The organism is Kitasatospora sp. NBC_00374 (assembly GCF_041434935.1).
Taxonomy (GTDB): domain Bacteria; phylum Actinomycetota; class Actinomycetes; order Streptomycetales; family Streptomycetaceae; genus Kitasatospora.
In genome coordinates, this window is record NZ_CP107964.1 from 941,901 (window position 1) to 965,904 (window position 24,004).

Annotated in this window: 23 protein-coding genes; 10 read left to right on the forward strand and 13 right to left on the reverse strand. The window is 75.4% G+C overall.

Annotation, left to right across the window (positions count from 1 at the left end):
* Positions 1–114 precede the first annotated feature (114 nt).
* The gene (locus tag OG871_RS04370; protein WP_371494328.1) at positions 115–975 is read left to right on the forward strand and encodes a GNAT family N-acetyltransferase; all 861 of its coding nucleotides are present in this window, start codon (positions 115–117) and stop codon (positions 973–975) included.
* Positions 972–1,859 (forward strand): lysophospholipid acyltransferase family protein, encoded by an 888-nt coding sequence (locus OG871_RS04375; RefSeq protein WP_371494329.1) that lies wholly within the window; start codon positions 972–974, stop codon positions 1,857–1,859. The genes OG871_RS04370 and OG871_RS04375 overlap by 4 nt, the downstream gene beginning before the upstream one ends.
* 65 nt (positions 1,860–1,924) lie before the next feature.
* Here OG871_RS04375 and OG871_RS04380 read toward each other — a convergent pair whose 3' ends face one another.
* Positions 1,925–3,277: a DUF6777 domain-containing protein gene (locus OG871_RS04380; RefSeq protein WP_371494330.1), complete on the reverse strand. Its 1,353-nt coding sequence runs from the start codon at positions 3,275–3,277 to the stop codon at positions 1,925–1,927.
* A 197-nt stretch (positions 3,278–3,474) separates the two neighbouring features.
* Between OG871_RS04380 and OG871_RS04385 the strand changes: the two genes are divergently transcribed.
* Positions 3,475–4,722: a streptophobe family protein gene (locus tag OG871_RS04385; RefSeq protein ID WP_371494331.1), complete on the forward strand. Its 1,248-nt coding sequence runs from the start codon at positions 3,475–3,477 to the stop codon at positions 4,720–4,722.
* 26 nt (positions 4,723–4,748) lie between these two features.
* On the opposite strand, the gene OG871_RS04390 is transcribed toward OG871_RS04385, so the two are convergent.
* From OG871_RS04390 to OG871_RS04400, 3 genes are read right to left on the reverse strand one after another with little or no spacing between them, the layout of a single operon-like run.
* Entirely contained in the window at positions 4,749–5,741 is a 993-nt protein-coding gene (locus OG871_RS04390; protein WP_371494332.1) for a serine/threonine-protein kinase, read from the reverse strand.
* Positions 5,738–6,253: a hypothetical protein gene (locus tag OG871_RS04395; protein ID WP_371494333.1), complete on the reverse strand. Its 516-nt coding sequence runs from the start codon at positions 6,251–6,253 to the stop codon at positions 5,738–5,740. The genes OG871_RS04390 and OG871_RS04395 overlap by 4 nt, the downstream gene beginning before the upstream one ends.
* Before the next feature lie 9 nt (positions 6,254–6,262).
* Positions 6,263–8,599 (reverse strand): FHA domain-containing protein, encoded by a 2,337-nt coding sequence (locus OG871_RS04400; protein ID WP_371494334.1) that lies wholly within the window; start codon positions 8,597–8,599, stop codon positions 6,263–6,265.
* Between the two features lie 145 nt (positions 8,600–8,744).
* Between OG871_RS04400 and OG871_RS04405 the strand changes: the two genes are divergently transcribed.
* From OG871_RS04405 to OG871_RS04415, 3 genes are all read left to right on the forward strand, one after another.
* Positions 8,745–9,023: a hypothetical protein gene (locus OG871_RS04405; protein ID WP_371494335.1), complete on the forward strand. Its 279-nt coding sequence runs from the start codon at positions 8,745–8,747 to the stop codon at positions 9,021–9,023.
* Positions 9,024–9,309: 286 nt separating this feature from the next.
* Entirely contained in the window at positions 9,310–10,947 is a 1,638-nt protein-coding gene (gene dacB / locus OG871_RS04410) for a D-alanyl-D-alanine carboxypeptidase/D-alanyl-D-alanine-endopeptidase (RefSeq protein WP_371494336.1), read from the forward strand.
* A gap of 117 nt (positions 10,948–11,064) precedes the next feature.
* Positions 11,065–11,685: a CHAP domain-containing protein gene (locus OG871_RS04415; RefSeq protein ID WP_371494337.1), complete on the forward strand. Its 621-nt coding sequence runs from the start codon at positions 11,065–11,067 to the stop codon at positions 11,683–11,685.
* A gap of 64 nt (positions 11,686–11,749) precedes the next feature.
* Here OG871_RS04415 and OG871_RS04420 read toward each other — a convergent pair whose 3' ends face one another.
* Positions 11,750–12,277 (reverse strand): EF-hand domain-containing protein, encoded by a 528-nt coding sequence (locus tag OG871_RS04420; RefSeq protein WP_371494338.1) that lies wholly within the window; start codon positions 12,275–12,277, stop codon positions 11,750–11,752.
* A 326-nt stretch (positions 12,278–12,603) separates the two neighbouring features.
* On the opposite strand from OG871_RS04420, the gene OG871_RS04425 reads away from it, so the two are divergent.
* A complete protein-coding gene (locus OG871_RS04425) occupies positions 12,604–12,960 on the forward strand; it encodes a hypothetical protein (protein WP_371494339.1) in 357 nt (118 codons plus the stop codon).
* A 34-nt stretch (positions 12,961–12,994) separates the two neighbouring features.
* Here OG871_RS04425 and OG871_RS04430 read toward each other — a convergent pair whose 3' ends face one another.
* The 5 genes from OG871_RS04430 to OG871_RS04450 form a co-directional block, all read right to left on the reverse strand.
* A complete protein-coding gene (locus tag OG871_RS04430) occupies positions 12,995–14,155 on the reverse strand; it encodes a hypothetical protein (protein ID WP_371494340.1) in 1,161 nt (386 codons plus the stop codon).
* Between the two features lie 13 nt (positions 14,156–14,168).
* The gene (locus OG871_RS04435; protein ID WP_371494341.1) at positions 14,169–15,860 is read right to left on the reverse strand and encodes a protein kinase; all 1,692 of its coding nucleotides are present in this window, start codon (positions 15,858–15,860) and stop codon (positions 14,169–14,171) included.
* A gap of 174 nt (positions 15,861–16,034) precedes the next feature.
* Positions 16,035–16,328, reverse strand: a complete 294-nt coding sequence (locus tag OG871_RS04440; RefSeq protein WP_371494342.1) for a dsRBD fold-containing protein — start codon at positions 16,326–16,328, stop codon at positions 16,035–16,037.
* A complete protein-coding gene (locus tag OG871_RS04445) occupies positions 16,325–16,495 on the reverse strand; it encodes a hypothetical protein (RefSeq protein WP_371494343.1) in 171 nt (56 codons plus the stop codon). Before OG871_RS04445 ends, OG871_RS04440 begins: the two co-directional genes overlap by 4 nt.
* Positions 16,496–16,683: 188 nt before the next feature.
* Positions 16,684–17,193, reverse strand: a complete 510-nt coding sequence (locus OG871_RS04450; RefSeq protein WP_371494344.1) for an HD domain-containing protein — start codon at positions 17,191–17,193, stop codon at positions 16,684–16,686.
* 158 nt (positions 17,194–17,351) lie between these two features.
* Between OG871_RS04450 and OG871_RS04455 the strand changes: the two genes are divergently transcribed.
* Positions 17,352–17,984, forward strand: coding sequence for a uridine kinase (locus tag OG871_RS04455; RefSeq protein WP_371494345.1), 633 nt, complete (start codon positions 17,352–17,354; stop codon positions 17,982–17,984).
* Here the strand turns inward: OG871_RS04455 and OG871_RS04460 are convergent.
* The 3 genes from OG871_RS04460 to OG871_RS04470 form a co-directional block, all read right to left on the reverse strand.
* Complete coding sequence (locus OG871_RS04460; RefSeq protein ID WP_371494346.1) at positions 17,935–18,657, reverse strand: HEAT repeat domain-containing protein; 723 nt, start codon at positions 18,655–18,657, stop codon at positions 17,935–17,937. The genes OG871_RS04455 and OG871_RS04460 overlap by 50 nt on opposite strands.
* A gap of 41 nt (positions 18,658–18,698) precedes the next feature.
* Positions 18,699–19,484 (reverse strand): DNA-formamidopyrimidine glycosylase family protein, encoded by a 786-nt coding sequence (locus OG871_RS04465; protein WP_371494347.1) that lies wholly within the window; start codon positions 19,482–19,484, stop codon positions 18,699–18,701.
* A 91-nt stretch (positions 19,485–19,575) separates the two neighbouring features.
* Entirely contained in the window at positions 19,576–21,051 is a 1,476-nt protein-coding gene (locus OG871_RS04470; protein ID WP_371494348.1) for a bifunctional phosphatase PAP2/diacylglycerol kinase family protein, read from the reverse strand.
* A 116-nt stretch (positions 21,052–21,167) separates the two neighbouring features.
* Between OG871_RS04470 and OG871_RS04475 the strand changes: the two genes are divergently transcribed.
* Entirely contained in the window at positions 21,168–22,244 is a 1,077-nt protein-coding gene (locus tag OG871_RS04475; RefSeq protein WP_371494349.1) for an NAD-dependent epimerase/dehydratase family protein, read from the forward strand.
* A gap of 100 nt (positions 22,245–22,344) precedes the next feature.
* Positions 22,345–23,994, forward strand: a complete 1,650-nt coding sequence (locus tag OG871_RS04480) for a serine/threonine-protein kinase (protein WP_371494350.1) — start codon at positions 22,345–22,347, stop codon at positions 23,992–23,994.
* Positions 23,995–24,004: the final 10 nt, after the last annotated feature.

Consider the following 24,004-nt stretch of genomic DNA (forward strand, 5'->3'; position numbering starts at 1 on the left):
CCCACTCGGGGAGACATACGGGTGCCACGCCAAACGCGTGACGGTCGTCCCGGACCTGCCCGGTGCGCGGCTTCCCGCGCCGGTCATCGCCCGCGAATCCCCGGAGAGTTCGCCATGACTGCAGTTACCACTCTCACGCTGCCGGCCGCCGTCCACGGCACCTCGGCGCCCACGACCCCGGCGGCCCCGGCGGCCCGCCGGGCCACTCCCGCACCGGCGCCCGTCTACACCGTCTCGCTGGCCCGCGACGAGGCCGACCTGCGGGCCTCGCAGCGGCTGCGCCACCAGGTCTTCGCCGAGGAGCTCGGCGCGGTGCTGGACACCCCGCTGCCCGGCTTCGACGTCGACCCGTTCGACGACTTCTGCGACCACCTGCTGGTGCGCGACGAGTCGACCGGCGAGGTGGTCGGCACCTACCGGCTGCTGCGCCCGGCGCAGGCGGCCCGGGCCGGACGCCTCTACTCCGACAGCGAGTTCGACCTGTCGAACCTGGCCGGCATCCGCGGTGACCTGGTCGAGGTCGGCCGCTCCTGCATCGCCGCCGAGCACCGCGGCAACGGCGCGGTCATCAACCTGATGTGGGGCGGCATCGCCCGCTACCTGACCGAGGCCGGGAACACCTGGATCGCCGGCTGCTGCTCCGTCCCCCTGTCTGACGGCGGCGGCACCGCGGCCGGGGTCTGGGACGCGATGGCCGCCCGGCACCTCGCCCCGGCGGAGTACCGGGTCCGTCCGCACCGCCCGTGGGACCCGAGCGGTATCGTCCGCCCGGCCCGGACCACCGTCCCGGCGCTGCTGCGCGGCTACCTGCGGCTCGGGGCCTGGGTCTGCGGCGAGCCCGCGTACGACGCCGACTTCGGCGTCAGCGACCTGTACGTGCTGCTCTCCCTGAAGCGCACCGACCCGCGCTACCTGCGGCACTTCCTGGCGGCCGGACAGCCCGCGCCGACCGGCCCGGCGGGACCGGCGGCATGAGCGCCTGGCTGCCGTCGGCCCCGTGCACCCCGCAGGCGTGCGTGGCGCTGCCGCCGGCGACGGTCTCCCTCGTCCGCCGGGTGCTGCGCTGCCTCGCGGGGTTCACCCTGCTGGCGGCCGGGATCGCGCTGGCCCCGCTGGTCCGCCGGCTCCCGGCACCGCTCGGGGCGCCGCTGGTCCGGGGCTGGTCGCTCACGGTGGCCGCGGCGCTCGGGGTGCGGGTCCGCGCCACCGGTGCGGCGGAGGCCGGGCGCGGCGGCGCGCTCGTGGTGGCCAACCACATCTCCTGGCTGGACATCCTGCTGATCGCCGCGGTCCGGCCGGGCCGGATGCTGGCCAAGTCGGAGGTCGCCCGGTGGCCGGTGGCCGGCCGTTTCGTCGCCTGGGGCGGGACGCTCTTCATCGACCGGGACAGGCTGCGCTCGCTGCCCGGCACCGTCGGGGAGATCGGCGCGGTACTGCGGCGCGGCGGGCGGGTGGTGGTCTTCCCGGAGGGCAGCACCTGGTGCGGCCGGGGCGGCGGCGGCCGGTTCCGGCCCGCGCTGTTCCAGGCCGCGATCGACGCGGGCGTGCCGGTGCAGCCGGTGACGATCCGTTACCGCCTGACGGACGGCTCCGCCACCAGCGCGCCGGCCTTCGTCGGCGACGACGGGATGCTGTCGTCCGTCTGGCGGGTGGTCGGCGCGCGCGGTCTGGTCGGGGAGCTGCAGCTCGCCGGGCCGATCACGGCGTCGCCGCACGTCGGTCGCCGGGTCCTGGCACAGGCCGCGCAGGCGGCGGTCGAACGCCGCGCCTGCGGCGGGCCGGTTCCCCCGCACACCGTTCGCCCCACCCCCGCCGCGGCGGGGGTCGCTCCCCGGCGCCGGGCCGCCCGCTGGGCCTGATCACGGGCCCCGCCGGCCCGCGCCGCCGGCCCGGCGGCACGGCCGGGCCGACGGCGCTCCCGGGCTCAGGTCGCGGCGCTCACGGTGGCCGGGCCCGGCGCGCTCTGGGACTGCGGCGGCGGTGAGACGGCGGCCGACGACGGCGGCCCGCTCAGCGAGGCCGGAGCGGAGGCCGGGCTGGACACCGCCGCGGACGAGGAGCCCGCCGAGTGGGGCGAGGAGGCACCGGAGGACGGCCCCGAGGTCGGCGGTGAGGACGGCCCGGACGCGGGCGAGGAGGACCCGCCGGAGGAGCCGGAGGGCTTCGAGCCGGACGGCGAGGAGGACGAGGAGGACGGGCTCGACGGGCCGGAGGACGAGGTGCTCGCGGAGGCCGACGGCGAGGCGCTGTTCACCGGCTTCGGGATCGGACGCCCGTGCTCGTCCACCACCACGATGGCGTCGGCCGGGGCCGGTGCGGGGACGATCACCACGACGGCGTCACTGTGGAAGCTCGCCCAGGGGACCCCGCCGTAGTCGGGCACACCCTTGTCGGGCGTCGGCGCCAGCAGCGGGTTGCCGCAGGCACAGCGGACCCGGGGCTCGCCGTGGGCGTCCACCAGGACGGCGGTGCCCGCCTGCAGGACGGCCTGGTACGGCACCGCCTTGCCGTCGGCGTAGCCGTGGTTGGTCACCCGGGTGTCCTCCCGCAGGACGACGGGCGCCAGGCCGTTCAGGTAGGACGGGATGGCGGACGTCTCGATCCCCTCGACCTGGGCCCAGGCCTTGGCCTTGTCCGGGCTGGCCTCCAGGAACCCGATGAGCTTCGGGACGTCGCAGCTGGCCACCGACTGCGAACCGCCGTACAGCCCCGCTTCGGCGCCGCTGCGGGTACCGCCGGCGCTCGGCGTTCCGGGGGACGCGGCGGGGCTGGTCGGCCCCTCCTGGACCGCGACCGAACCGGTGAACGGGTCCCTTCCGACATCGGCCACCGGCTGCAGCTCCACCTTCTCGGCCGCCTGGGCGCTCCCGCCGCCCGACTGGCTGCTGAGCAGCAGACCGACCAGCAGACCGACCACCGCGAGCCCCGCGACCGCGACGATCCCGCGGCGCCCGCGCCACCAGGGCCGATGCTCGCCGCCCCCGGAGCCGGCCACCGTCCGGGACGGCGGACCGGTCGGCGGGACGGGCGGAACTGCGCCCGACGAGGCCTTCCCGGCCGGCTCGGACGGCGACCGGACCGCCTCGGTGGGCGGGCCCCCGCTCTCGTCCGGCGGCGGGGTCGAGTCCGGTTCCGCACCCGAGTTCGGGCCGGAGAGCGGACCGGACGGCGGCCCGGAGGGCGAGCCTGACGGCGTGTCCGAGGACTGCGCGGACGGCGGCACCGACGGCCGCTCGGGCGGCTCGGACGGCGGGTCGGACGGCGGCGGGGAAGTCACCGGGCCTCCTCCGGATCGTGGCGAATCGGGGCGAATCAGATCACAGGCCCCCTGCCGCCTCATTCTGGGTGCCCCGCCGCCGGCCCGCGACTTCCCGTCCATCGGTTCGCCGTTCCCGGCGGCAGGCCCGAAGCTGGAGGGATCCGGCCGGTCCCGGCCGGGGCAGCCGGGGGGCCAGGCCTGCCAGGAGTCTTGGAATGCAACGGACCGACCGCCGGACCGACACCTCCGCGACGGAGTTGCAGCGCTGGCTCGCCGCCCTGGCGACGGTGCTCGCGACGCTCGCCGCGATGACCGTGGTGGCCGCCCTGGGGCTGTGGCTCGCGGGCGCCGACTCGCTGCCCGGCGGCGGGTTCGGCTCGGTGCTCGCCGCGACCGTGCTGATGGCCCTCGGGGTGCCCGCCCAGTTGGAGGGCGGTGCGGTCTTCGTGGCCACCGCGCAGGGCGGCATCACCGCGATCCCGCTCTCCGTCACGCTGGTCGGCGCACTGGTCGCCGGGGCGGTGTTCCTGCGTCCGCTCCGGCTGCACGCGGTGGTCGGACCGGGTGAACTGCTGGGCCGGGTGCTGCGGACGGCGGTCCTCTGGGTGGCCGCCGTGGTGCTGATCTCACTCGGGGCGCAGCACAGTTTCACCGTCTCCACCGGCGAGGAGCTGCTGGACGAGCTGGGCAGCCTGATCGGCGCCGAGCCGACGGTGGGCTTCAAGGTCGAGCCCTTCCCGGCGGCCGGTCTCGGGCTGCTGTGGCTGGTGGTGGTGCTGGCCCTGGCGCTCGCGGTGTCCCGGCGGGCCCCGCTGCCGAGCAGGCTGGTGCGCTTCCATTCGGCGGTACGGCCCGCCGCGCACGCCGTACTGACCCTGCTGCTGGTCTACGTGGGCCTGGCCCTGGTGGTGGGCCTGGTCACCGCCGTCACCCAGGGGCAGGCCCGGGAGACCCTGGCGGTGATCATGCTCGGGCTGCCGAATCTGGCCTGGCTGGCCCTCGGCATCGGCCTGGGCGCCTCCTGGCACGGCCATGTGACGGACACCATCGGGCTGCCGATGCCGGAGCCGCTGGCGGCCGTGCTGCACTCCGGGCAGGACGTCACGCTGGATCTGGGCACCCTCGCCGAGCAGGACGGCCGGGCCTGGCTGCTGCTGGTGCTGGCCGCGGTGGCCGTCCTGCTGACCGGGACCGGGATGGCGATGCACGCCCCGCCCGGCATCCCGGCCTGGCGGCACGCGCTGCACCTCGCGGTGGCACTGGCGCTGGCGATGCTGCTGATCGGGCTGCTGACCCGGATCTCGGCGGCGCTCGGCCTGTCCCTGCTCGGGCTCGGCGCGCGCGGTGCCACCGAGCTGGAGCCGAACCTGCTGGTGGCCGTCGCGCTGGGCGCCGGCTGGGGCGCGGTGGCCGGGCTGATCGGCGGCGCCGCGGCCCGCCGGCTGCGGCGCGCGGAGAGCTGAACCGGGCCGGGCGCCGCCGCAGACCGCTACTCCAGGACGCCGAAGACCGGCCAGGCCCAGAGCGGCGGGGAGGGCACCGGCTCCTCCTCGACCAGCTCGGCCAGCTGCGGCACCACCTGCGTCGGGGTCGGCGCGGCCGCCCGGGACGGCGCCGACGTCGGCGACGGGGCCGCGTCACGCAGGGCGGCGATGAACTCCAGGCAGCCGTCGAAGCGCTCCTCCGGTGCCTTGGCCAGCGCCCGGCCGAGGACCCCGTCGAGGGCGGGCGGCAGGTCGGGCCGGCGTTCGGTCAACCGCGGCGGTTCGTCGTGCAGGTGCGCCCAGAGCAGCGCCAGGTCGTCCTCCCGCTCGAACGGCGGGGCTCCGGTGAGCATCTCGAAGACCACGCAGCCGAAGCCGTACACGTCGCAGCGGCCGTCCACCGGCTTGCCGGAGATCTGCTCGGGGGCGACGTAGTCGAGGGTGCCGACGAACTGGCCGACGGTGGTCAGGCCGGTGAGCGAGAGCGACTTCTTGGTCAGGCCGAAGTCGGTCAGGTAGGCGTGCTCGGGGTGGTCGGGGTCGGTGCCCTCGGCGACCAGGATGTTGCCCGGTTTGACGTCCCGGTGGACCAGGTCGTGCGCGTGCGCCGCGTCGAGCGCGGAGGCCACCTGGACGGCGATCCGGGCGGTCTGCGGGATGGCGAGCGGGCCCTGCCGGTCGAGCATGATCCGCAGGTCCCGGCCCTGGACGTAGCGCATCGCGATGTAGAGCAGGCCGTCCGCCTCGCCCGCCTCGTAGACCGGGACGATGTGCGGGTGGTCGATGGCGGCGGCGACCTTCGACTCGTGGGCGAAGCGGGAACGGAAGACGTCGTTGCGGGCGAGTTCGGGGGCGAGCAGCTTGACCGCGACGGTGCGGCCGAGCCGCAGGTCCTCGGCCCGGTAGACGACGGCCATGCCGCCGCGGCCGATCAGTTCCTCCAGCCGGTAGCCGGCCAGCTGGTGGCCGGTCAGGTCGGTGCGGGCCGCGGTGGTCACTGGCCGTCACCGGCCGCGGCGGACCGGTCCGGGTCGACGGTGGCGTAGGTCTGCAACTGGGCGCCGTCGGAGTAGTACCAGCGGCTGTGGTCGAGGTCGAGCACCCAGGCCTCGGTGCCGTCCAGTACGGCGCCCAGGCGCAGGCCGCGGCTGCGGGCCCGGTAGGTGGCCAGGTCGATCCGGCCGTCGGCGTACTGGTCGATCAGCCGCCGGTAGTCGGCCAGGGCGTGTTCCAGGGCGGCCAGCAGCGGACGCGGGTCCTCCGTGGTGCCGAGCGGCTGCCCGGTACCGGGCGGCCGGTGCGGCAGGGTGACCAGCAGGCGGCCGTCCACCCAGGCGGACCAGCCGTTGGCGCAGACGATCCGGGCCCAGTTGCCCTCCGTGCCGACCAGTCGGACGGGCAGCAGCGGGTCGAGCCGGACGGTGGGCCGGGCCGGGTCGGGCTCGGCCCAGGTCTGCAGCCCGTCGGCAGGCGCGACATGGGTGGGGCTGAATTCGGTCGGGCTCCCCATGGCCGCCGCCTACCGCCGCATCACGGCCGGTTCGTGCCGGCGCAGCAGCCGGGCGACGATGAAGCCGAAGAGCACGGACAGGGCGACCAGCGCGCCCATGTCGATCAGCCAGGTGGAGGCCTTGTGGGCGAACAGCGGGTCGTCGGTGAGGTCGCCCGGCACCACGGCGTGCAGGTCGATGGTGGAGGCCATGGCGGCGAGGGCCCAGCGGGAGGGCACCAGCCAGGACAGCTGGTTGAGGCCGGGGATGCCGTCGAGCTGGAGCAGGGCGCCGCAGAAGACCACCTGGATGATGGCGACCAGGACCAGCAGCGGCATGGTCACCTCTTCCTTCTTGACCAGCGCGGAGATGAGCAGGCCGAGCATCATCGCGGTCAGCGAGAGCAGCGCGACGGCCAGGGCGATCTCCACCAGGGGTGACATCAGGACCCCGGAGCCGCCGTCGGGTCTGAGCTCGACACCGACCAGGGCGACCATGGTGAGCACCACGGCCTGCACCACCGTGATGGTGCCCAACACGATGATCTTCGAGCAGAGGTAGGCGGATCTGGACAGGCCGACGGCTCTCTCCCGCTGGTAGATGGTGCGTTCCTTGACCAGCTCGCGCACCGCGTTGGCGGCGCCGGTGAGCACACCGCCGACGCAGAGGATGAGCAGGGCGTTCAGCGCGGTGTCCGGGGTGAGCTTGCTGCCGGCCAGGGCGCGGGCCATCGCGCCCATGACGAACGGCAGCGCGATCATCACGGCGAGGAAGGTCCGGTCGGCGGTGAGCGCGCTCGCGTAGCGGCGGACCAGGGTGCCGACCTGCCGGTGCCAGTGCTGCGGCGCGGGCGGCGGCGGGTGGACGGCGGGCGGGGCCTCGGCGGGGCGGCCCGGCTGCTCCATCGCGGAGGCGATGTAGCGGCGGTAGGGGTTGGAGGAGCGGTACTGGCCGGCCCAGTCGCGGTCGGTCTCGTTCTCGAACGCCTCGAAGGCCTCGGGCCACTGACCGAAACCGAAGTACTCCAGGCTCTCGCCGGGCGGTCCGTAGTAGGCGATCCGGCCGCCGGGGGCGAGCAGCAGCAACCGGTCGCACAGGTCGAGGCTGAGCACGCTGTGGGTGACCACGACCACGGTGCGGCCGTCGTCGGCGAGTCCGCGCAGCATCTGCATGACCGACCGGTCCATCCCGGGGTCGAGGCCGCTGGTGGGCTCGTCGAGGAAGAGCAGGGAGGGCTTGGTGAGCAGTTCCAGGGCGACGCTCACCCGCTTGCGCTGGCCGCCGGACAGGCTGGAGATCACCTGGTCGGCGCGCTTGTCGAGGCCGAGCTCGCCGATCACCTCCTCGACCCGGGCGGCCCGTTCGGCGGGCAGGGTGTCGCCGGGGAAGCGGAGTTCGGCGGCGTAGCGCAGGGCCTGACGGACCTGGAGCTGGGTGTGCAGGATGTCGTCCTGCGGAACGAGGCCGATGCGCTGGCGCAGCTCTGCGTAGTCGCGGTACAGGTCGCGGCCGTCGTAGCGGACGGTGCCGCGGTCGGCGGGGCGCAGGCCGGTGAGGGCGTTCAGCAGGGTGGACTTTCCGGCGCCGCTGGGCCCGGCGACGGCGAGCAGGGTCTTCTGGCCGACCGGGAAGCTGATCCCGTCGATCAGGGTGCGGCCCTCACCGACCGTGACGGTGAGCCCCTCCACGTCGAGGTCGATGTCACCGGTGTCGACGAACTCCTGGAGTTCGTCGCCGACCAGGCAGAACATCGAGTGGCCGACGCCGATCAGGTCCTGCGGGCCGACCACGGCGCTCTGCACCGGCTGGCCGTTGAGGTAGGTGCCGTTGTGGCTGGCGAGGTCGACGATCTCGTAGCCGCCGTCGGGCCGGGCCCGCAGCTCGGCGTGGTGCCGGGAGACCGAGAGGTCGGCGACGGTGAGGTCGTTGTCGGGGGCACGGCCGATCCGGACCACCTTCTCCGGCAGCGGGTGCATCGCGGTCGGCGGCCGGTAGGAGCCGGTGAGGGAGGTCAGCGCGGAGGGCCGGCGCCGGGTGGTCGGCTCGGGTAGTGCGGTGAGGGTGCAGCGCGGGCCGTCGGCGGGACTGCCGAAGCGCAGGACGCTGCCGGGGCCGACGTCCAGGTGCTGGACGCGGTGGCCCTGGGTGTACGTGCCGTTCGTGGAGCCGATGTCGTCGAGCATCCAGTGGCCGTCCCCGGTGTGCAGGACGGCGTGGTGCCAGGAGACCCGTGGGTCGTCGAGGACGATCTCACCCGCCGGGTCCCGGCCGACGTGATACGTGCGGCCCGGGCTCATGACCCGCGAGTCGCCGTCGGTGTCCAGGACCAGCTGCGGCGCGGTGAGCGCGAACTGTCGCTCTGCCATAGTGCCGATGCTAGTCCCGGCCGGAGCGCCCCGCCCGAGGGGCGGGATGCGTCCGTCCGGGTGACATCGGGCTCCGCCTGGCGCAGGGTGGGTACCTGTGGGGGCAGGGCGAGGCGTGCGTTCGGCGCCGGATGGGAGTGGGCTGGTGAACACCTGGGCGACCTGGACGACACAGGGGATTCTGGCGGGGCACGGCGGGGTGCGGACGGTGGAAATCGGGGTGATCAAGGGCGATCTGACCGTGCACACGATGTGGATCGACGGCGAGGCCCGGCTGACGGTGCAGTACAGCGGGGCGCTGGACTGGTTCACGGTGGAGGGCAGCCCGGTGGCGGCGGCCGACGAGGCGTCCGCGCGCGAGGTGCACCAGCGTCTGGTCGAGGCCGTCAAGTCGGACGGGGAGGCGGTCGCACCGCAGGGCTGAGCCGCCCCGGGCCGGCACTGTCCTTACGGTGGTGTCCGGCCGGCGATACCGGGGCGATACCGGCGCATCCGAAAATGGCGGCGGCTCCGCCGAACCCGGGTGCGACTTTTTCGCGCGTCGACGCGTATCACCTGGTGAGGGCGGTACGGGCGGGGATCGACTGACTGACCGTCAGGCTATGATCTGTCCGGCACACGCCAACGGGGGGCAGCTGTCGACCCGTGCCCGGACACCGGCACGGCGCAACGTGGTGTGCTCCCCGCCGTTCCCGGATCCTGGAGCACTCTTGCCGTCACACCTGAAGCGCCGTGCCGTGCCGTTCGCGGCGACCGCGCTCGCCGCCACCCTGCTGGTCGGATCCGCTGCCGCGGACAGTGCCCCGCCGGCCGACCCGACGCTCGTCGCCGATCTGGACGCGATCCTCGCGGACGCCAGGCTCGCGGGCGCGCAGGCCGGCGTGCAGGTGATCGACACCACCACCGGTCAGGTGGTCTACCAGCACCAGGCCGACGCGCTGCTGACCCCGGCCTCCACGCTCAAGACGGTCACCTCGGCCGCGGCGCTGGACCTGCTCGGCGCCGACCACCGGTTCACCACCGAGGTGCGCACCACCGGAAGCCGCTACAACGGCACCCTGGTCGGCGACCTGGTGCTGCGCGGCGGCGGCGACCCGAGCCTGCTGCCCGCGGACCTGGAGGACCTGGCCGCGAAGGTGTCGGCCGCCGGCATCACCAACGTCACCGGCCGGGTGCTGGCCGACGGCACCCGCTACGACTCCACCCCGCTCGGCCCCGGCTGGGCCTGGGACGACGAGCCGTACTCGTACAGCCCGCAGATCTCCGGCCTGACGGTCGCCACCGACACCGAGTACACGATGGACACCGTCAAGGTGACCATCACGCCGGGTGCCACGGCCGGCGAGGCGGCCAAGGTCACCCTGTTCCCGGCCGACGCGCCGGTGAAGCTGATCGGCACGGTCACCACGGGCGCCGCGGGCAGCGGGTCCACCGCGGACGCCGAGCGCCGCCGCGGGGTCAACGAGCTGGCGCTGAGCGGCAGCATCGCGGTCGGTGCCGCGCCGGTGTCCACGCTGGCCACCGTGGAGAACCCGACCGACTACGCGGGCCGGGTGTTCGCCGGGGCGCTCGCCCGGCACGGCGTGCGGGTGACCCGGCCGGTCGCCGCCGCCACTGGCAGCGAGGCCTCCCAGCCGCTGGCCGCCCACGACTCGAAGCCGATCGGCGAGCTGATCGTCCCGATGCTCAAGATCAGCAACAACGGCATCGCCGAGCACCTGACCAAGGAGCTCGGCAAGGTCAAGGGCGGACAGGGCAGCTGGTCCGCCGGAATCACCCAGGTCAAGGGCTTCCTCAAGGCCAACGGCCTGGAGAGCCCGGCCGGCCGCCAGGTCGACGGCTCCGGCCTGTCCCGGTACGACCTGATCACCCCGGCGAAGATGACCGGCCTGCTGAAGGTCGCCCAGGACAAGCCCTGGTTCAAGGCCTGGTACGACGCGATGCCGGTGGCCGGCAACCCCGAGCGGATGGTCGGCGGCACCCTGGCCAACCGGATGCGCGGCACCGCCGCCGCGAACAACGTGCACGCCAAGAGCGGCTCGATGAGCGGCGTCGACAACCTGTCCGGCTACGCCACCGCGCCCGACGGGCGCCGGCTCGCCTTCACCGTCATGCTCAGCAACTTCGCCGGCACCACCCCCCGCCCGGTGATCGACGCCATCGCCGTACGCCTCGCGGGTGGTCACCCCACCGCGCCCACCAGCGCCCCCAGCAGCGCCCCCGGCGTGAAGTCCTTCAGCGCGCCCGGGGCACGCTCCGCGGAAGCCCCCGCCGCCACCGAGGCCCCCGCCGACGCGATTCCCGGCGGAACCCGTTGGGAGGACTGCGAAGTCTTCGGTCGCTGCTGATCCGGGAGGGTGCGCCGCCGACCATCCTCCGTCCGGCGCATCGGACGTCGACGCACCATCCCCGTGACCGGGCCCTGCCGACAGTCGTTGGCAGGGCCCGGCCGTTTGGAGGAAGAAATGCCCGGTGCACGAGCGATGATCGACAAGGCCAAGAGCTGGATCGGCTACCGGGAGGGACCCGGCAACACCAACCGCTTCTCGCAGGAGATGAACCGGCCCGCCGAGAGCTGGTGCGCGGACTTCGTCAGCGCCGTCGCCAAGCAGACCGGCAACGCCACCCGCTTTCCCAACACCGCTTCCTGCACGGTCGGGCGCGGCTGGTTCAAGCAGCGCAACCGGCTCTCGGTCTACCCCGCGATCGGCGCCCAGGTCTTCTTCGGCGCGCCCGGCAACCCGGACGGCCCGGGCGGGACGCACACCGGCATCTGCATCGCCTACACCGACGACACCATCACCGTCGTGGCCGGCAACACCAACGCCAACGGCTCGGCCAACGGCGACGGCGTCTACCGCCGCAGCTACCAGCGCCACTCCGCCTACGTCGAGTCCTACGGCTACCCCGCCTACCCCGAGGGGCTGGTCTGCGCCGACCCCGCGTGGCGAGGGCGGGCGGGAGTGATCTACTTCGGCCACCGGGCCGACGAGTCCGACCTGCCCGGCTCGCCGCCGCACCGCCTCACCGAGGAGCTGCCCGCCCAGCGGGCCGACAGCGACCAGCCGTCCGAACAGGACAACTGACCCGGTGACAGCAGGCCCCCGCCGGACGGCTCAGGCCGGGCCGGCCGGGGGCCCGAGCCGGCGGCTAGAACCCGCCGAACGCCCAGTTGCCGGGCGCCTGGGGATCGTCGCTCCGGTAGAACTCCTCCACGCCCTTGACGTACTCGGCCCGGGTGACGAACCCGTCGCCGTCCCGGTCGAGCAGCCGGAAGCCGTGCATGCTGTCGGCGTGGCTGACGCCGAGCTTCCGGTCCATCCGGATCCACTCCTGGAGACTGATCCGGCCGTCCCGGTCGGTGTCGGTCACCTCGAAGGAGGCCGCGCCGAGCTCGACCGCCATGGCCATCACCGCGTTCAGGTCCGCCGCGCCGACGAACTCGTCCCGGCTGATCCGCTGGTCCCCGTCGGTGTCGAGCGCCTTCTGCAGGCGCCGCCACAGCCGCCCGCCCTCCTCCCGCAGACGCACGCTCTGCGGAGTGCCCTCGGCCCCGGCGGCCTCCGTGATCCGCTCGACGAACTCCTCGATGTCGCTCTGCTCGATGAAACCGTTGCCGTCAAAGTCGAGCAGCTCGAAGTGCCGGCGGAGCTTCCGTTCCTGGGTGGGGTCGGGCATCCTTCTGCCTTCCTGGAGGGCGACTCCGCGGACGCGGGCTCGGCTGCTCGCGCCCGTGGCAGCGCGAAGGCACGGCGCGACCGAGCAGACGCCACCCGGAACGAGTGTCGGATTTCCAAGGTCTACCCGCGCGAGACCCCCTCGGTACGTATGCGCACCGGCTGTCACGCCAATGGCCGCGCGGCGCCGGCCGACCCCACGCACTCGGCCATCGGCGGTCACGCTCTCACCCGATGGCGCAGCGGTGTGGCGGACTGACGCCGTTTCGGCTGCACACAGGACGGGCGCCGACCGGGCCGCCCGGCCCCGGCGGTAGGGTGCGGCGGATGAGCGACGAGTACGAGATGACCCTGTCGGTGCGGTTGCCGGGCCCGCTGTCCGACGGCGAACTGGCCGGGCTGCGTTGGCACCTGGGGATCGGACCCCGGCCGGCCGGCCCCGGTGGCCCGGATCCGCTGCTGGCGGACTGCGGCACCCTCACCGAGGCACCCGACGGCTGGACACTGACGGCCCACCGGGAGGTTCACCCCGACGAGTTCGACGACCTGGGGATACTGCTGCGCCGGCTCGCCACCCGTACCGGCGTCCAAGGCCCGGTGGTGGTCGGCCAGTTGAGATTCCACGAGAGCGAGGTCGCCGAACCCCTGGTGGTCCGGCGCGACACCGTGGAGTGGCCGGCCTGACCGGTGCGCCCGGCCGGGCCGGCCGACCCTCGGGTCAGCGGCAGGTGTAGGTGAACGAGACGGCCGCGGTACGCGGGTCCGGCGACAGGACCTCCAGGGTGGCCGTCGCATCCATGCTGCCCTGGCCGTGGAACGACCAGCGGAGCACCAGGTCGGTGGTGCGGTGGCCGCTCGGCACCCGCTGGGTGAGCTCACCGGAGTCCGTGCCGTCGCTGCGCAGCCAGCGGTAGCGGACCTCGCCGGCGCCGCCGTCGGTCTCCAGCTCGGCGGTGATCGCCTGGGTCCCGTCACAGGCCGGGCCGGCCGCGTCGGTCTGCACGGTGACCGACTTCACCACGACCGGGTGGCCGTAGCGCTGCCAGCCGAGGTACGCGAGCACCGCCAGCAGCAGCAGGAGCGGCAGGATCAGCCAGCGGCGCCGGCGCTTGCGGGGCGGCTCGGGCGCCTCGGTCTGCGCGGCGCCGTGCCAGACCGCGGCGGCCTGCGGCGGGACACCGGGGCCGAAGCGGCGCAGGCCGTCCGGCGGGGTCGGGCCGGCCGGGTCGGGCTCCGCGGGCACGGGCGGGACGGGCACCGGTGCGACGGGCACCGGCGCGGCGGGCACCCCGGGCTGCGGGGTGGTGCGCTCGGCGGCGCTGGGCCAGGCCTCGGGGTCGAGGAAGGTCGCGCTGTCGGCCGGCACCGGGACGGGCGCCGTCACGGAGGTCGCGGCCGGAGGCTGGTCGAGCCGTACGGTGGCGGCCACCGGGTCCGTCTCGTCCAGACGGACCGTCAGTTCCTCCGCCCCGGGCGCCGCGGCGATCCCCTTCGGCGGAAGGCGGACGGTGGACTCCGCGTCGGGCACGTCCTCCACCCGGAGCTGCACCGTGGCGTCGGGTCCCCCGGCCGTCCCGCCGAGCCGCACCGTCTGCTCCGGGAGTCCGGCGGCGGGCAGCACCAGCTGCACGGTCTGCTCCGGCGCGGCGGCGGGCACCACCAGCTGGACCGTGTGCTCCGGCGCCTCGGGCTTCGCGGTCGGCACTGGCCTGGCGGACGGGCCGGCCTTCGCGGGAGTCTCGGGTTCGGCCGGAACCTCCGGTTCGGCGGGATTCGGGCGCCGGACCGGGCCGAGCTCGAGGGCCGGTGCGGCCGGCTCGTCGCCCTGCTTGCCGAGGCGGACGGTGCGGTCCGGGTCGGACGGGGGTTGAGTGGTCATGCCGGTCCTGCTCTCAGCGGGGCGGGTTGCAAGTGATGGTGTCGAAGGTGTGGGACGACAGGCTGCTCGCCGGGGTGGTGGTGACCCGGGCGGTGAGGGTGGACGCCGCGCCGAACGGCATCGTGTCGCTGAACGTTACCGCCTTCGTCTGACCCTTGCGGAGGGCGAAGGTGTGCGTGGTCGGCAACCGGGACAGGCCGCTGGTCCAGCTCACGTTCAGGGTGCCGTCGGCCGCGCCGTCGGTGAGGACGGTGACCGTCGCCGTCGCCGACGACGGGCTGCAGGTGAACACCGGCTTCACCGAGAGGATCCGCAGGGGCGGCGCCACCACGGTCGGGGTGACGGTGGGCGTGGCCGTGCCGAGGGTCGGTGAGGGGCTGGCGGGCTTGGTGGTGACCGACGCACTCGGCGAGACCTTGGGCGTCGGGGTGCCGGGAGCCGAGGGCGGGGCGACGACGGTCGCCGAGGGCGACGGGGAGGCGCTGGGCGAGGCCGACCCGGACGCGGAGGGCGACGGCGAGGGCTCGACGGAGGCCGACGGCGAGGGCGAGGGGTCGGTGACGGGCCCGGCCGCGCCCAGGGTGGTGGTCGCCTTGGGGGCGGCCACCTCCGTGCTGCCGGAGGCACCGGTCGCCCCGGCGACCGCGACGCCCGCCATGGCGCCCGCGACCAGGACGACCCCGGTGGCGGCGCTGGCCAGCTTGGCCCGCCGCCCGAACCGCGCCGCGCCCGGCACCGGTCCGGGTGCGGTGGGCGGCGCGAGGCTGGTGCTGGCGAAGGTGGTGGCGCCGCCGGCCTGCGCGCCGGCGAACGGCAGCAGTAGGGGCAGCAGGGCGACCAGGCCGGCGAGCTGGCGCCGGCCGCGCTCCTCCCAGTCCTCCCCGTACGCGGCGCCCGCCACCGCCTCCAGTTCCTCGACCAGCAGGGCCGCGCCGTCCGGCCGCTCCTGCGGCGTCTTGGCCAGGCCGGCCCGGATCAGCGGGCGCAGCGCCTCGGGGGCCTGCTCGGCGGGGATCTGGGCCTCGGTGTGCTGGACGGCCAGCTCCATCAGCGTGGTGCCGGCGTACGGCTTGGCGCCGGTGAGGCACTCGAAGAAGGTCGCGGTGGCGGCGTAGACGTCGCCGGCGGGGGCGGCCGGCTGGCCGGCCCACTGCTCGGGCGCCATGTAGGCGGGGGTGCCGGCGATCGCCCCGGTGTCGCCGCGGCGGACGGCGATGCCGAAGTCGACCAGCTTGGAGGAGCCGTCGGCGGAGACCAGCACGTTGGCGGGCTTGTAGTCGCGGTGCACGACGCCGGCGCCGTGCGCGGCGGCGAGGCCGAGCAGGGAGCCCTTGAGGACGGTCAGCGCTGCCTCGGGGGCCGTCGCGCCCTCGGAGCGCAGCAGGTCGCGCAGCGAGATGCCGTCGACCAGCTCCATCACGATGGCGGCGCCGTTCGGGCTCTCGACGTACTCGTAGAGCTGGGCGATGTGCGGCGAGTGCAGCGCGGCGAGCAGTTCGGCCTCGGCGCGGAAGCCCTGGTGGTCGGCGGAGGAGCCGGTGAGGTACTTGACCGCGACGGGGGTGCCGGTGGCCCGGTGGTGGGCGAGGACGACCCGGCCGGCGGCGCCCGCGCCGAGCTCGCGGAGGTGTTCGTAGTCGGGGAGTTCCCAGCCCTGGTCCTGCTGCGCGCCGACGGGGCCGGTCGTGCCTGTCTTCTCGTCCACCTGTCCACCCCCGGGAGGTCTGATCCGCACGGGCATGCGGCCACCGAGAGTGACGCAGCCACGGGCCGGAGAGTTCCGGCCCGCGGGCGATGATAGGACACAGTTTCGGTTATTCGGGTACGGCTTTTCACGTCGACCGGCCTGTGGTGCTACTGCGGCAAGGATGCTTCGTAGTCACTCTCCGTCGCGGCGGCGGGCCGATTCGGCGGCTTCGGCGGCGACCGACCCCGCCTGCACCAGCCGGTGGCCGAGGTCGAGCAGGGCGCGGCCGACGGCCAGCTCGTCGCCGATCGCGGGGGCGGCGGGGTCGTGCGGGCTGCGGTGGGCCTCGGCGTCAGCCTCCAGCAGGCCGCTGCCGGTGTCGAGGACGGCGTGCGCCAGGGTGTGGTCGCCGTCCTCGGTGACGTGCAGCCGGACCTGCCAGTCGCTGGTCTTCGGTTCGCGGGCCGCGGCGCCGCCGTGCGTCACTGCTGGCCGCCTTCCGAGGTCTCCTCCAGCAGTTCGCCCTCGGCCGGGGACATGTCCTGGGCGTGGGCGGTCTGGTAGGAGGTGATGCCTTCCTCCGGGTCCGCGGCGCGGATGTCCTCGGCGTCGCGCTCGGCCTTGTCACTGAACCTGTCTTGCATGTCGGACATCGCCGGCTCCCAGTGCTCGGATGCTGGTGCGGTCGGCCGGACCGTGGCGCCGTGACGGTGCCCGCGACCGGCCGGACGCGTCCCTGGGTTCCAGCCTGCTCCTGTGCGGAGCTGCGGGCCAGTGCTGGCCCGGACGCCCGGGCCGCGGCCCCGCCCACGCCCTGCCTGCTCGGGAGCAGGGAGCAGGGTCAGGCGACCGGTTCGGCGAGCTCGTCGAGCAGGGCCGGGTTGACGGCGGCGAGGATGGCCCGGATGTCCGCCGGGGCGGCGGCCGGCCACAGGATCCGCCGGGCGGAGCGGTAGCGCTCGGCCAGCCGTTCACGGTCGGCCTCGGGCAGCTGGGCGGCCCGGTCGGCCCGGGAGTTGTGGGCGTTGTCGGCGATCTTGACCAGGGTGGCGGAGTGGTCGGTGACGATCTGCCGGAGCATGGCGTGGTAGCCGACGCCCTCCGTCCGGCTGACCCTTCGCACCGTGGCGACCACGCTGAACGGCACCCCGGCCCGCAGCAGGTCGTCGGCGGTGAGCGCGGTGTCCTCCAGGACGTCGTGCAGCAGTGCGGCCATCTGCAGGCCGGTCCCGAACGGCGCGACCGCCTCGGCCACGGCCCGGACGTGCGCCACGTACGGCACGCCGATCTTGTCGAGCTGTCCGGCGTGGGCGTCCGCGGCGAGGCGGTCGACGTCGGCAAGGCTGAGCATGGGCACGGCACTCCCCCGCAAGGTGAACATCTGCCAGTTCCGGCGCAATATAGCGGTGTTGCGGGCGATGCCGACCGGCAGGGTGCGCGCCCCGCGCGCCGCGGCGGCGGGGCGCGCCCCCCGGCGGCCGGCGCCGGGCGGGGTGCCAGGATGGCGGGATGCAGGTGACACCGATCTCTCCCGAACGGCTGACCGAGGTACTGTCCGGACGGATCGCCGCGCTGCCGGCCGGCGAGGGCCGGTGGGTGCGGGTGGCCGTCGACGGAGCACCGGCCGCGCGGCCCGGTGTGCTGGCGGACGCACTGGTGGAGCCGTTGCGGCTGCTCGGGCGGCCGGTGCTGCGGGTGTCCGCGGCGGACTTCCTGCGCCCGGCCTCGATCCGCCTGGAGTACGGGCACCAGGACGTCGACGCGTACCACGACCTCTGGCTGGACGACCGGGCCCTGCTGCGGGAGGTGCTGGACCCGCTGGGGCCCGGCGGCAGCGGCCGGGTCCTGCCCGCACTCCGGGACGCGGAGCACGACCGGGCCGCCCGGACCCCGTACACCGAGCTGGCGCCGGGCGGGGTGCTGGTGCTGGACGGGGCGCTGCTGCTGGGGCGATGGCTGCCGTTCGAGTTGACGGTGCATCTGGCGATGGGGGACGGGGCGCTGGCCAGGCACACGCCGGCCGAGGAGCGCTGGACGCTGCCCGCGTTCGCCCGCTACCGGGCCGAGACCGGTCCGGAGGACCTGGCCGACCTCACCGTTCGGGTGGACGACCCTCGCCGTCCCGCGCTGGTCGAGCACTGACAGAACCCTTTGCCGGTACGGCCCTTCCCTCCTCGGAGCCGACGGCACCGGCGCGCGGCGGGCTGCGGCGGGCGCGGATCCGGTGCGCCGCCCGCAGCCCGTGCCGGGCCGCGGTGGCGACCCGGCCGCCGAACTCCGCACGGGCCAGGTCGGTGGCGGCCAGCCGTTCGAGGACGGGCAGGGCGCGGTCCTCGGCGGTCACGCCCAGTGCCCGGCAGGCCCAGTACCGCCGGTCGGGGGACGGGTCGGCGGCCAGCGCGATCAGGTCCTCCAGCACGGCCGGCCCGAACGTGCCGACGGCGGAGGCCAGATACCCGGCCCTGGGGTGGCGCAGCAGCGTCAGCTCGCGCCACAGCGCCGCCCGGGCCGCCGCCCCGCCGATCGCGCCGAGGGCGGCCGCCGCGCCCGCGCGCACGTGCTCGGCCGGATCGTCGAGGAGGTCGACCAGTGCCGGTACGGCCGCCGGGTCGCCGAACCGCCCGAGGGCTTCACAGGCGGTGGAGCGGGTCAGCGGCTCCCGGTCCGTCAGCAGCGGGAGGATCAGCGGGACGGCCCGGCTCAGGCCGAGTTCGGCGCAGGCGGTGGCGGCCCAGGCCGCGCAGCGGAACTCCGGGTAGTCGGCCAGGGCCCGCAGCAGCGGGCCGGCGAGCGCGCCGTCGCCGAAGAGGTCCACCCGGTTGAGCGCCTTGGTCCGCCGGGGCGGGCAAGCGTGTTTCAGGGGGTGGGGCCGCGCTGGCAGTGCGGGCACCAGGTGGCGGGGCGGTCCTCGGCGTGGGTGCCGGTGCGCAGCGGGGTGCCGCAGCGGGCGCAGGGGCGGCGGGCGCGGCCGTAGACCCAGTTCTGGCGGCCGGGGCGGGTGTCGCCGGTGGTGACGTGGCCGGGGTGGAGTCTGTTGGCGTCGAGGAGTTGCCGGGCGCGGGCGAGCAGGCGGTCGAGGGTGGGCAGCGAGCCGACCGGGGTCCACGGGGTGACTCCGGCGAGGAAGCAGAGCTCGTTGGCGTACACGTTGCCGAGGCCGGCCAGGTTGCGCTGGTCGAGCAGGGCCTCGCCGAGGGGGCGGTCGGGCTGTCCGGTGAGGCGGCGGCGGGCCTCGGCGGCGTCCCAGTCGGGGCCGAGGAGGTCGGGGCCGAGGTGGCCGACGGCCCGCTGTTCGTCGGCGGTGCGCAGCAGTTCGACGACGGGCAGGCGGTAGCCGACGGCGGTGTGGTGGTCGGTGCCGAGGACGGCCCTGATCTGGAAGGCGGGGCCGCCGCTCCAGCGTTCGCCGAGGCGGTAGAGCGCCCAGCGGCCGTCCATCCGGAGGTGGGTGTGGAGGGTGAGGCCGCCCTCGATCCGGGTCAGCAGGTGTTTGCCGCGCGGGACGACCTCCAGCACGCGGCGGCCGGTCAGGTCGGCGGTGGCGTGTGCGGGCACCCGCAGGTCGGCGCTGGTCAGCACCTGGCCGGCCAGTGCCGCGTGCAGCTGGGCGGTCGCGCGGTAGACGGTGTCTCCTTCGGGCACCCGTCCATCATGCGCGACCGGCCGCTGCCGGGTCTCGTCCAGGGGCGGATCCAGGGGCGGATCGCGCCGGACCGGCTCGGACCAGGGCGGATCAGGGGATGGCCGGGTCCTGCGGGCGGTAGACGGTCAGGGCGCGGGCGGCCTTGTGCAGCAGCAGCCGGTCCGGGGCCTTCACCACCTCGCCGTCGACGGTGAAGTGGTCCACGCCGCGCAGGTCCGTCAGGTCGAGCGCAGAGAGCCGGACCTCCCGGTAGATCCGGGAGTTGCCGAGGGTGCCGAGCAGGAAGGCGCCGACCAGCCTGGTCCGGGCGAAGGGCCGACTGCCGTCGACGGCCCGGATGTCGAGCCGGCCGTCGTCCAGGCGGCTGCGGTGGCTGGGGGCGAAGCCCGGCGGGTCGTACGGGCCGTTGCCCGCGAACAGCAGCCAGAGCAGGCGCGGCACCCCGGAAACGCTGACCGGCATCGGTTGGGCGGTGCGCAGCACCCGGGTGAGGGCCAGCCCGAGCGCGGGCCACTTGCCGATCCGTTTCTCGTGCTTCTCGCGGATGCGGACCAGGTCGGGGTAGACGCCGATGCTGAAGGTGTTGAGGAACGGCCGGTCGGTGTCGCCGCCGGTCACCCGGCCGAGGTCGACGCCGGCCGCGCTGCCCTGCTCCACCGCCTCGGCGGTGGAGCGCAGGTCGTGGCTGCCGAGGTCGACGGCGAAGTGGTTGAGGGTGCCGCCGGGGAAGACCGCGAGCGGCAGGCCGTCGCGGGCGGCGACGGTGGCGGCCAGGTTGACGGTGCCGTCGCCGCCGCACACGCCGAGGGCGCCGCCGGCCCGGGTGGCGGCCCCGGCGGCGCGGTCCATCAGTTCGGCGAGGTCGTCGTCCGGGCCGCAGAGCCGGAGGTCTGCCTCGGGCAGCAGGGTGCGGAGCTCCGCCATGGTGGCCTCGGGGCCGTCCGCGCCGGCGCTCGGGTTGACCACCACGGTCAGGCCGTTCCCGCGCGGCAGGGCCGGTGCCTCGGTGCCGGGCGGCGCGGTGCGGGCCGGTTCGGCGGCGCGCGCCGGCCACCAGCGCAGGGTGAGCGCGGCGAGGCCGGCGCCGAGCGCGGCACCGGCCAGGACGTCGCCCGGGTAGTGGACGCCGACGTAGACCCGGGAGGCGATCACCCCGGCCGCGACCGGCGCCACCACCAGGCCGAGCAGCGGGGACTCGATCGCGACGGCGGTCGCGAAGGCCGCCGCCGAGGCGGAGTGGCCGGACGGGAACGAGGTGGTGGTCGGCTGCACCACCAGGCGGCGGACGACGGGGACCTGGTCCAGCAGCGGCCGGGGCCGCCGGGTGGCGCCCTTGGCGAAGATGTTGGCCGTCGCCGAGGCGAGGGCGAGGGCGCCGACCCCGCGCAGCGCCGCCCGGCGCGCGGTGCGGTTGCGGGTGGCGGCCAGGACGGCGGCCGTGCCCAGCCAGAGCACGCCGTGGTTGGCGGCTCTGGTGAGTCTGGGCAGCACGGGGTGGGCCCCGCGCAGTCGGCTCACGGCGACCCGGTCGAAGAGTCTGCGGTCGAGATCGGTGATCACTCGCATGTCCAGAGCCTACGCGGCCGGGCGGGCGGCGGTCGCGCCGTGGCGTGGCCTTACGGAATGCTGACGGTCCGTCGCGGCAGGCCCTCGGGGCGCCCGGTGGGCTCTAACGTCGCGGCATGGAGATTCTGCTCACCGGCGGCGCCGGGTTCATCGGGTCGCGGATCGCGGCGCAGCTGGTCGCGGCCGGGCACGGGGTGCGGGTGCTGGACGCGCTGCTGCCCGCCGTCCATCCTTCGGGCCGGGCGCCGCGGCTGCCGCCGGGTGTCCGGTTCCGGCAGGGCGACGTCCGGGACGGCGCGCTGGTCGAGGAGGAGCTGCGGGGTGTGGACGCGGTCTGCCACCAGGCGGCGATGGTGGGCCTGGGGCTGGATCTCGACGACGCGCCCGAGTACGTGGGCTGCAACGACCTCGGTACGGCGGTGCTGCTCGCGGCGATGGCCCGGGCGGGGGTGCGGGACCTGGTGCTGGCGGGGTCGATGGTGGTGTACGGCGAGGGGAGCTACCGCTGCGGGGTGCACGGCGCGGTCGCGCCGGGGCCGCGCCGGGTCGGCGACCTGGACGCGGGGCGCTTCGAGCCGCCCTGCCCGGAGTGCGGCGCGCCGCTGGCGCCCGGGCTGGTCGGCGAGGACGCCGCGGTGGACCCGCGGAACGTCTACGCGGCGTCGAAGGTGGCGCAGGAGCTGCTCGCCTCGGCGTGGGCGCGGGCCTGCGGCGGACGGGTGCTGACGATGCGCTACCACAACGTGTACGGGCCGGGAATGCCCCGCGACACGCCGTACGCGGGGGTCGCCTCACTGTTCCGTTCGGCGCTGGCCCGGGGGGAGGCCCCCCGGGTGTACGAGGACGGCGGTCAGCGCCGGGACTTCGTGCACGTGGCGGACGTCGCGGCGGCCAACGTGGCCGCCCTCGGCGCGGTCGCCGGGCGCCCGCCGGGCAGCGCGCGGGCGTACAACGTGGGCAGCGGCGAGGTGCACACGGTGGGCGCGATGGCGGCGGTACTGGCCCGGGCCTCCGGCGGGCCGGCGCCGGTGGTCACCGGTCGGTACCGGCTGGGGGACGTCCGGCACGTCACGGCGGACTCGACGCGGCTGCGGGCCGAGCTCGGCTGGCGCCCGCGGGTGGGCTTCGCCGAGGGGATGGCGGAGTTCGCGGGGGCAGCGTTGCGGCGTGATTCGGGCAGCTCCGGGCGGTAGCGGTGCCGATCCCCGGTCCGGCGGGCGCGGGACCGCCCGTACCCGGTACGGTCGTCCCGGCAAGGGACCGGCGGCGGTCCGGAACAGGGGCGGGGTAGGCATGGAAGCACTGGTCGCAGGGGATCCGCAGCAGATCGGCGACTACCGGTTGCTGCGGCGGCTGGGCGCCGGCGGGATGGGACGGGTCTACCTCGGCCGGACGGCCGGCGGCCGGACGGTGGCCGTCAAGGTGGTGCACGGCGAGTACGCCGCCGACGCCGAGTTCCGCAGCCGGTTCCGCCAGGAGGTCGAGGCGGCCCGGCGGGTCGGCGGCCGCTGGACGGCTCCGGTGCTGGACGCCGACACCGACGGCGCCCGTCCGTGGGTCGCCACCGGGTACGTGGCCGGGCCGGCCCTCGGCACGGCGGTCCGGGAGTTCGGGCCGCTGCCGGACGGCGCGGTGCGGACGCTCGGCGCGGGCCTGGCCGACGCTCTGGCGGCGGTGCACGGTCTCGGGCTGGTGCACCGGGACGTCAAGCCGTCCAACGTCCTGCTGGCCCTGGACGGCCCGCAGTTGATCGACTTCGGTATCGCCCGCGCGCTGGACGCCGCCACCGCGCTCACCCGCTCGGGCTTCGTGGTCGGCTCCCCCGGTTTCATGTCCCCCGAGCAGGCCCGGGGACAGACCCCGGGGCCGGCCGGCGACGTGTTCTCGCTGGGTGCGGTGCTCGCGTACGCGGCCACCGGCGCGGCACCGTTCGGCGAGGGGCTGAGCGCCGCCGTACTGATCTACCGGGTGGTCCACGAGCCGCCCGAGCTGGGCGCGTTGGACGGCGACCTGCGCGAGCTGGTGGCCGACTGCCTGGCCAAGGAGCCGGCCGACCGGCCGACGCCGGAGCAGGTCCGCGACCGGCTGACGAACGGTGCGGGCGGCCCGGTCCGCCTCGGGCAGGCCGGGTGGCTGCCGCCGGCGGTGTCCGACTCCGTCGCCCGGCTGGCGGTCGAGCTGCTCGGCCTCGACGCCGAGGCCACCCGCGAACCGGCCGGGCGCCCGGCGGAGTTCGGCCCGCCCACCGAGCTGGACACGCCGGCGGCCGGCCGGGCTCCGGCCCGGCAGGACACCGCCCGGCAGGACACCGCCCGACCGGACGCCGCCGGACCGACGGTGGCCGAGGCGGCCGGCCGGTCGGCGCAGCGCGGGCGCCGGCGGGCGGCCGCGGCCGGCGGGGTGGCGCTCGCGCTGGCCGCCACCGCGGGGCTGACCTTCTGGCTCAGCCACGGCACCGCGGCACCGGCCGGGGCCGGCGGGGCGCAGCAGTCCTCGGCCGACTCGGCGGAGGCGGGCGGCGCGGCGGGCGACGGCGGCCAGACCGGTGCCGCCGCGGAGGAGGGCGCGGCGGCCCAGGCATCCGGCGAGCCGGAGCCGGCCGGGGCCGTCCCGGACGGCTACCTCGGCACCTGGCAGGGGGTGGTGACCCAGGACTCGGGCACCGTCTCGACGTACCGGGTCCAGCTCGTCCAGGGCCAGGTCGGCGACACCGTCGGGCACGCGTCCACGACCATGGCCGCGCTCGGCATCCAGTGCGGGGAGACGTCCATCCTGGTCTCCGCCTCCGAGCAGTCCGTCGTGGTCTCGGAGACCCTCACCACGTCCAACCCGGGCTGCGACCCGCAGGTGTCGGTGGCGGTCACCTTCGAGCTGAACTCGGACGGCAGCCTGGAGCTGAAGCAGGACGGGTTCGCGAGCAGCAGGTTGACCCGGCAGTCCTGACCGGGGGCGT

Bases quoted from the DNA above. Each gene is read 5' to 3' on its own strand.
- OG871_RS04370 (WP_371494328.1), top strand. From the start codon at position 115: ATGACTGCAGTTACCACTCTCACGCTGCCGGCCGCCGTCCACGGCACC.
- OG871_RS04375 (WP_371494329.1), top strand. From the start codon at position 972: ATGAGCGCCTGGCTGCCGTCGGCCCCGTGCACCCCGCAGGCGTGCGTG.
- OG871_RS04385 (WP_371494331.1), top strand. From the start codon at position 3,475: ATGCAACGGACCGACCGCCGGACCGACACCTCCGCGACGGAGTTGCAG.
- OG871_RS04395 (WP_371494333.1), bottom strand. From the start codon at position 6,253: ATGGGGAGCCCGACCGAATTCAGCCCCACCCATGTCGCGCCTGCCGAC.
- OG871_RS04400 (WP_371494334.1), bottom strand. From the start codon at position 8,599: ATGGCAGAGCGACAGTTCGCGCTCACCGCGCCGCAGCTGGTCCTGGAC.
- OG871_RS04415 (WP_371494337.1), top strand. From the start codon at position 11,065: ATGCCCGGTGCACGAGCGATGATCGACAAGGCCAAGAGCTGGATCGGC.
- OG871_RS04420 (WP_371494338.1), bottom strand. From the start codon at position 12,277: ATGCCCGACCCCACCCAGGAACGGAAGCTCCGCCGGCACTTCGAGCTG.
- OG871_RS04425 (WP_371494339.1), top strand. From the start codon at position 12,604: ATGAGCGACGAGTACGAGATGACCCTGTCGGTGCGGTTGCCGGGCCCG.
- OG871_RS04430 (WP_371494340.1), bottom strand. From the start codon at position 14,155: ATGACCACTCAACCCCCGTCCGACCCGGACCGCACCGTCCGCCTCGGC.
- OG871_RS04445 (WP_371494343.1), bottom strand. From the start codon at position 16,495: ATGTCCGACATGCAAGACAGGTTCAGTGACAAGGCCGAGCGCGACGCC.
- OG871_RS04450 (WP_371494344.1), bottom strand. From the start codon at position 17,193: ATGCTCAGCCTTGCCGACGTCGACCGCCTCGCCGCGGACGCCCACGCC.
- OG871_RS04455 (WP_371494345.1), top strand. From the start codon at position 17,352: ATGCAGGTGACACCGATCTCTCCCGAACGGCTGACCGAGGTACTGTCC.
- OG871_RS04470 (WP_371494348.1), bottom strand. From the start codon at position 21,051: ATGCGAGTGATCACCGATCTCGACCGCAGACTCTTCGACCGGGTCGCC.
- OG871_RS04475 (WP_371494349.1), top strand. From the start codon at position 21,168: ATGGAGATTCTGCTCACCGGCGGCGCCGGGTTCATCGGGTCGCGGATC.
- OG871_RS04480 (WP_371494350.1), top strand. From the start codon at position 22,345: ATGGAAGCACTGGTCGCAGGGGATCCGCAGCAGATCGGCGACTACCGG.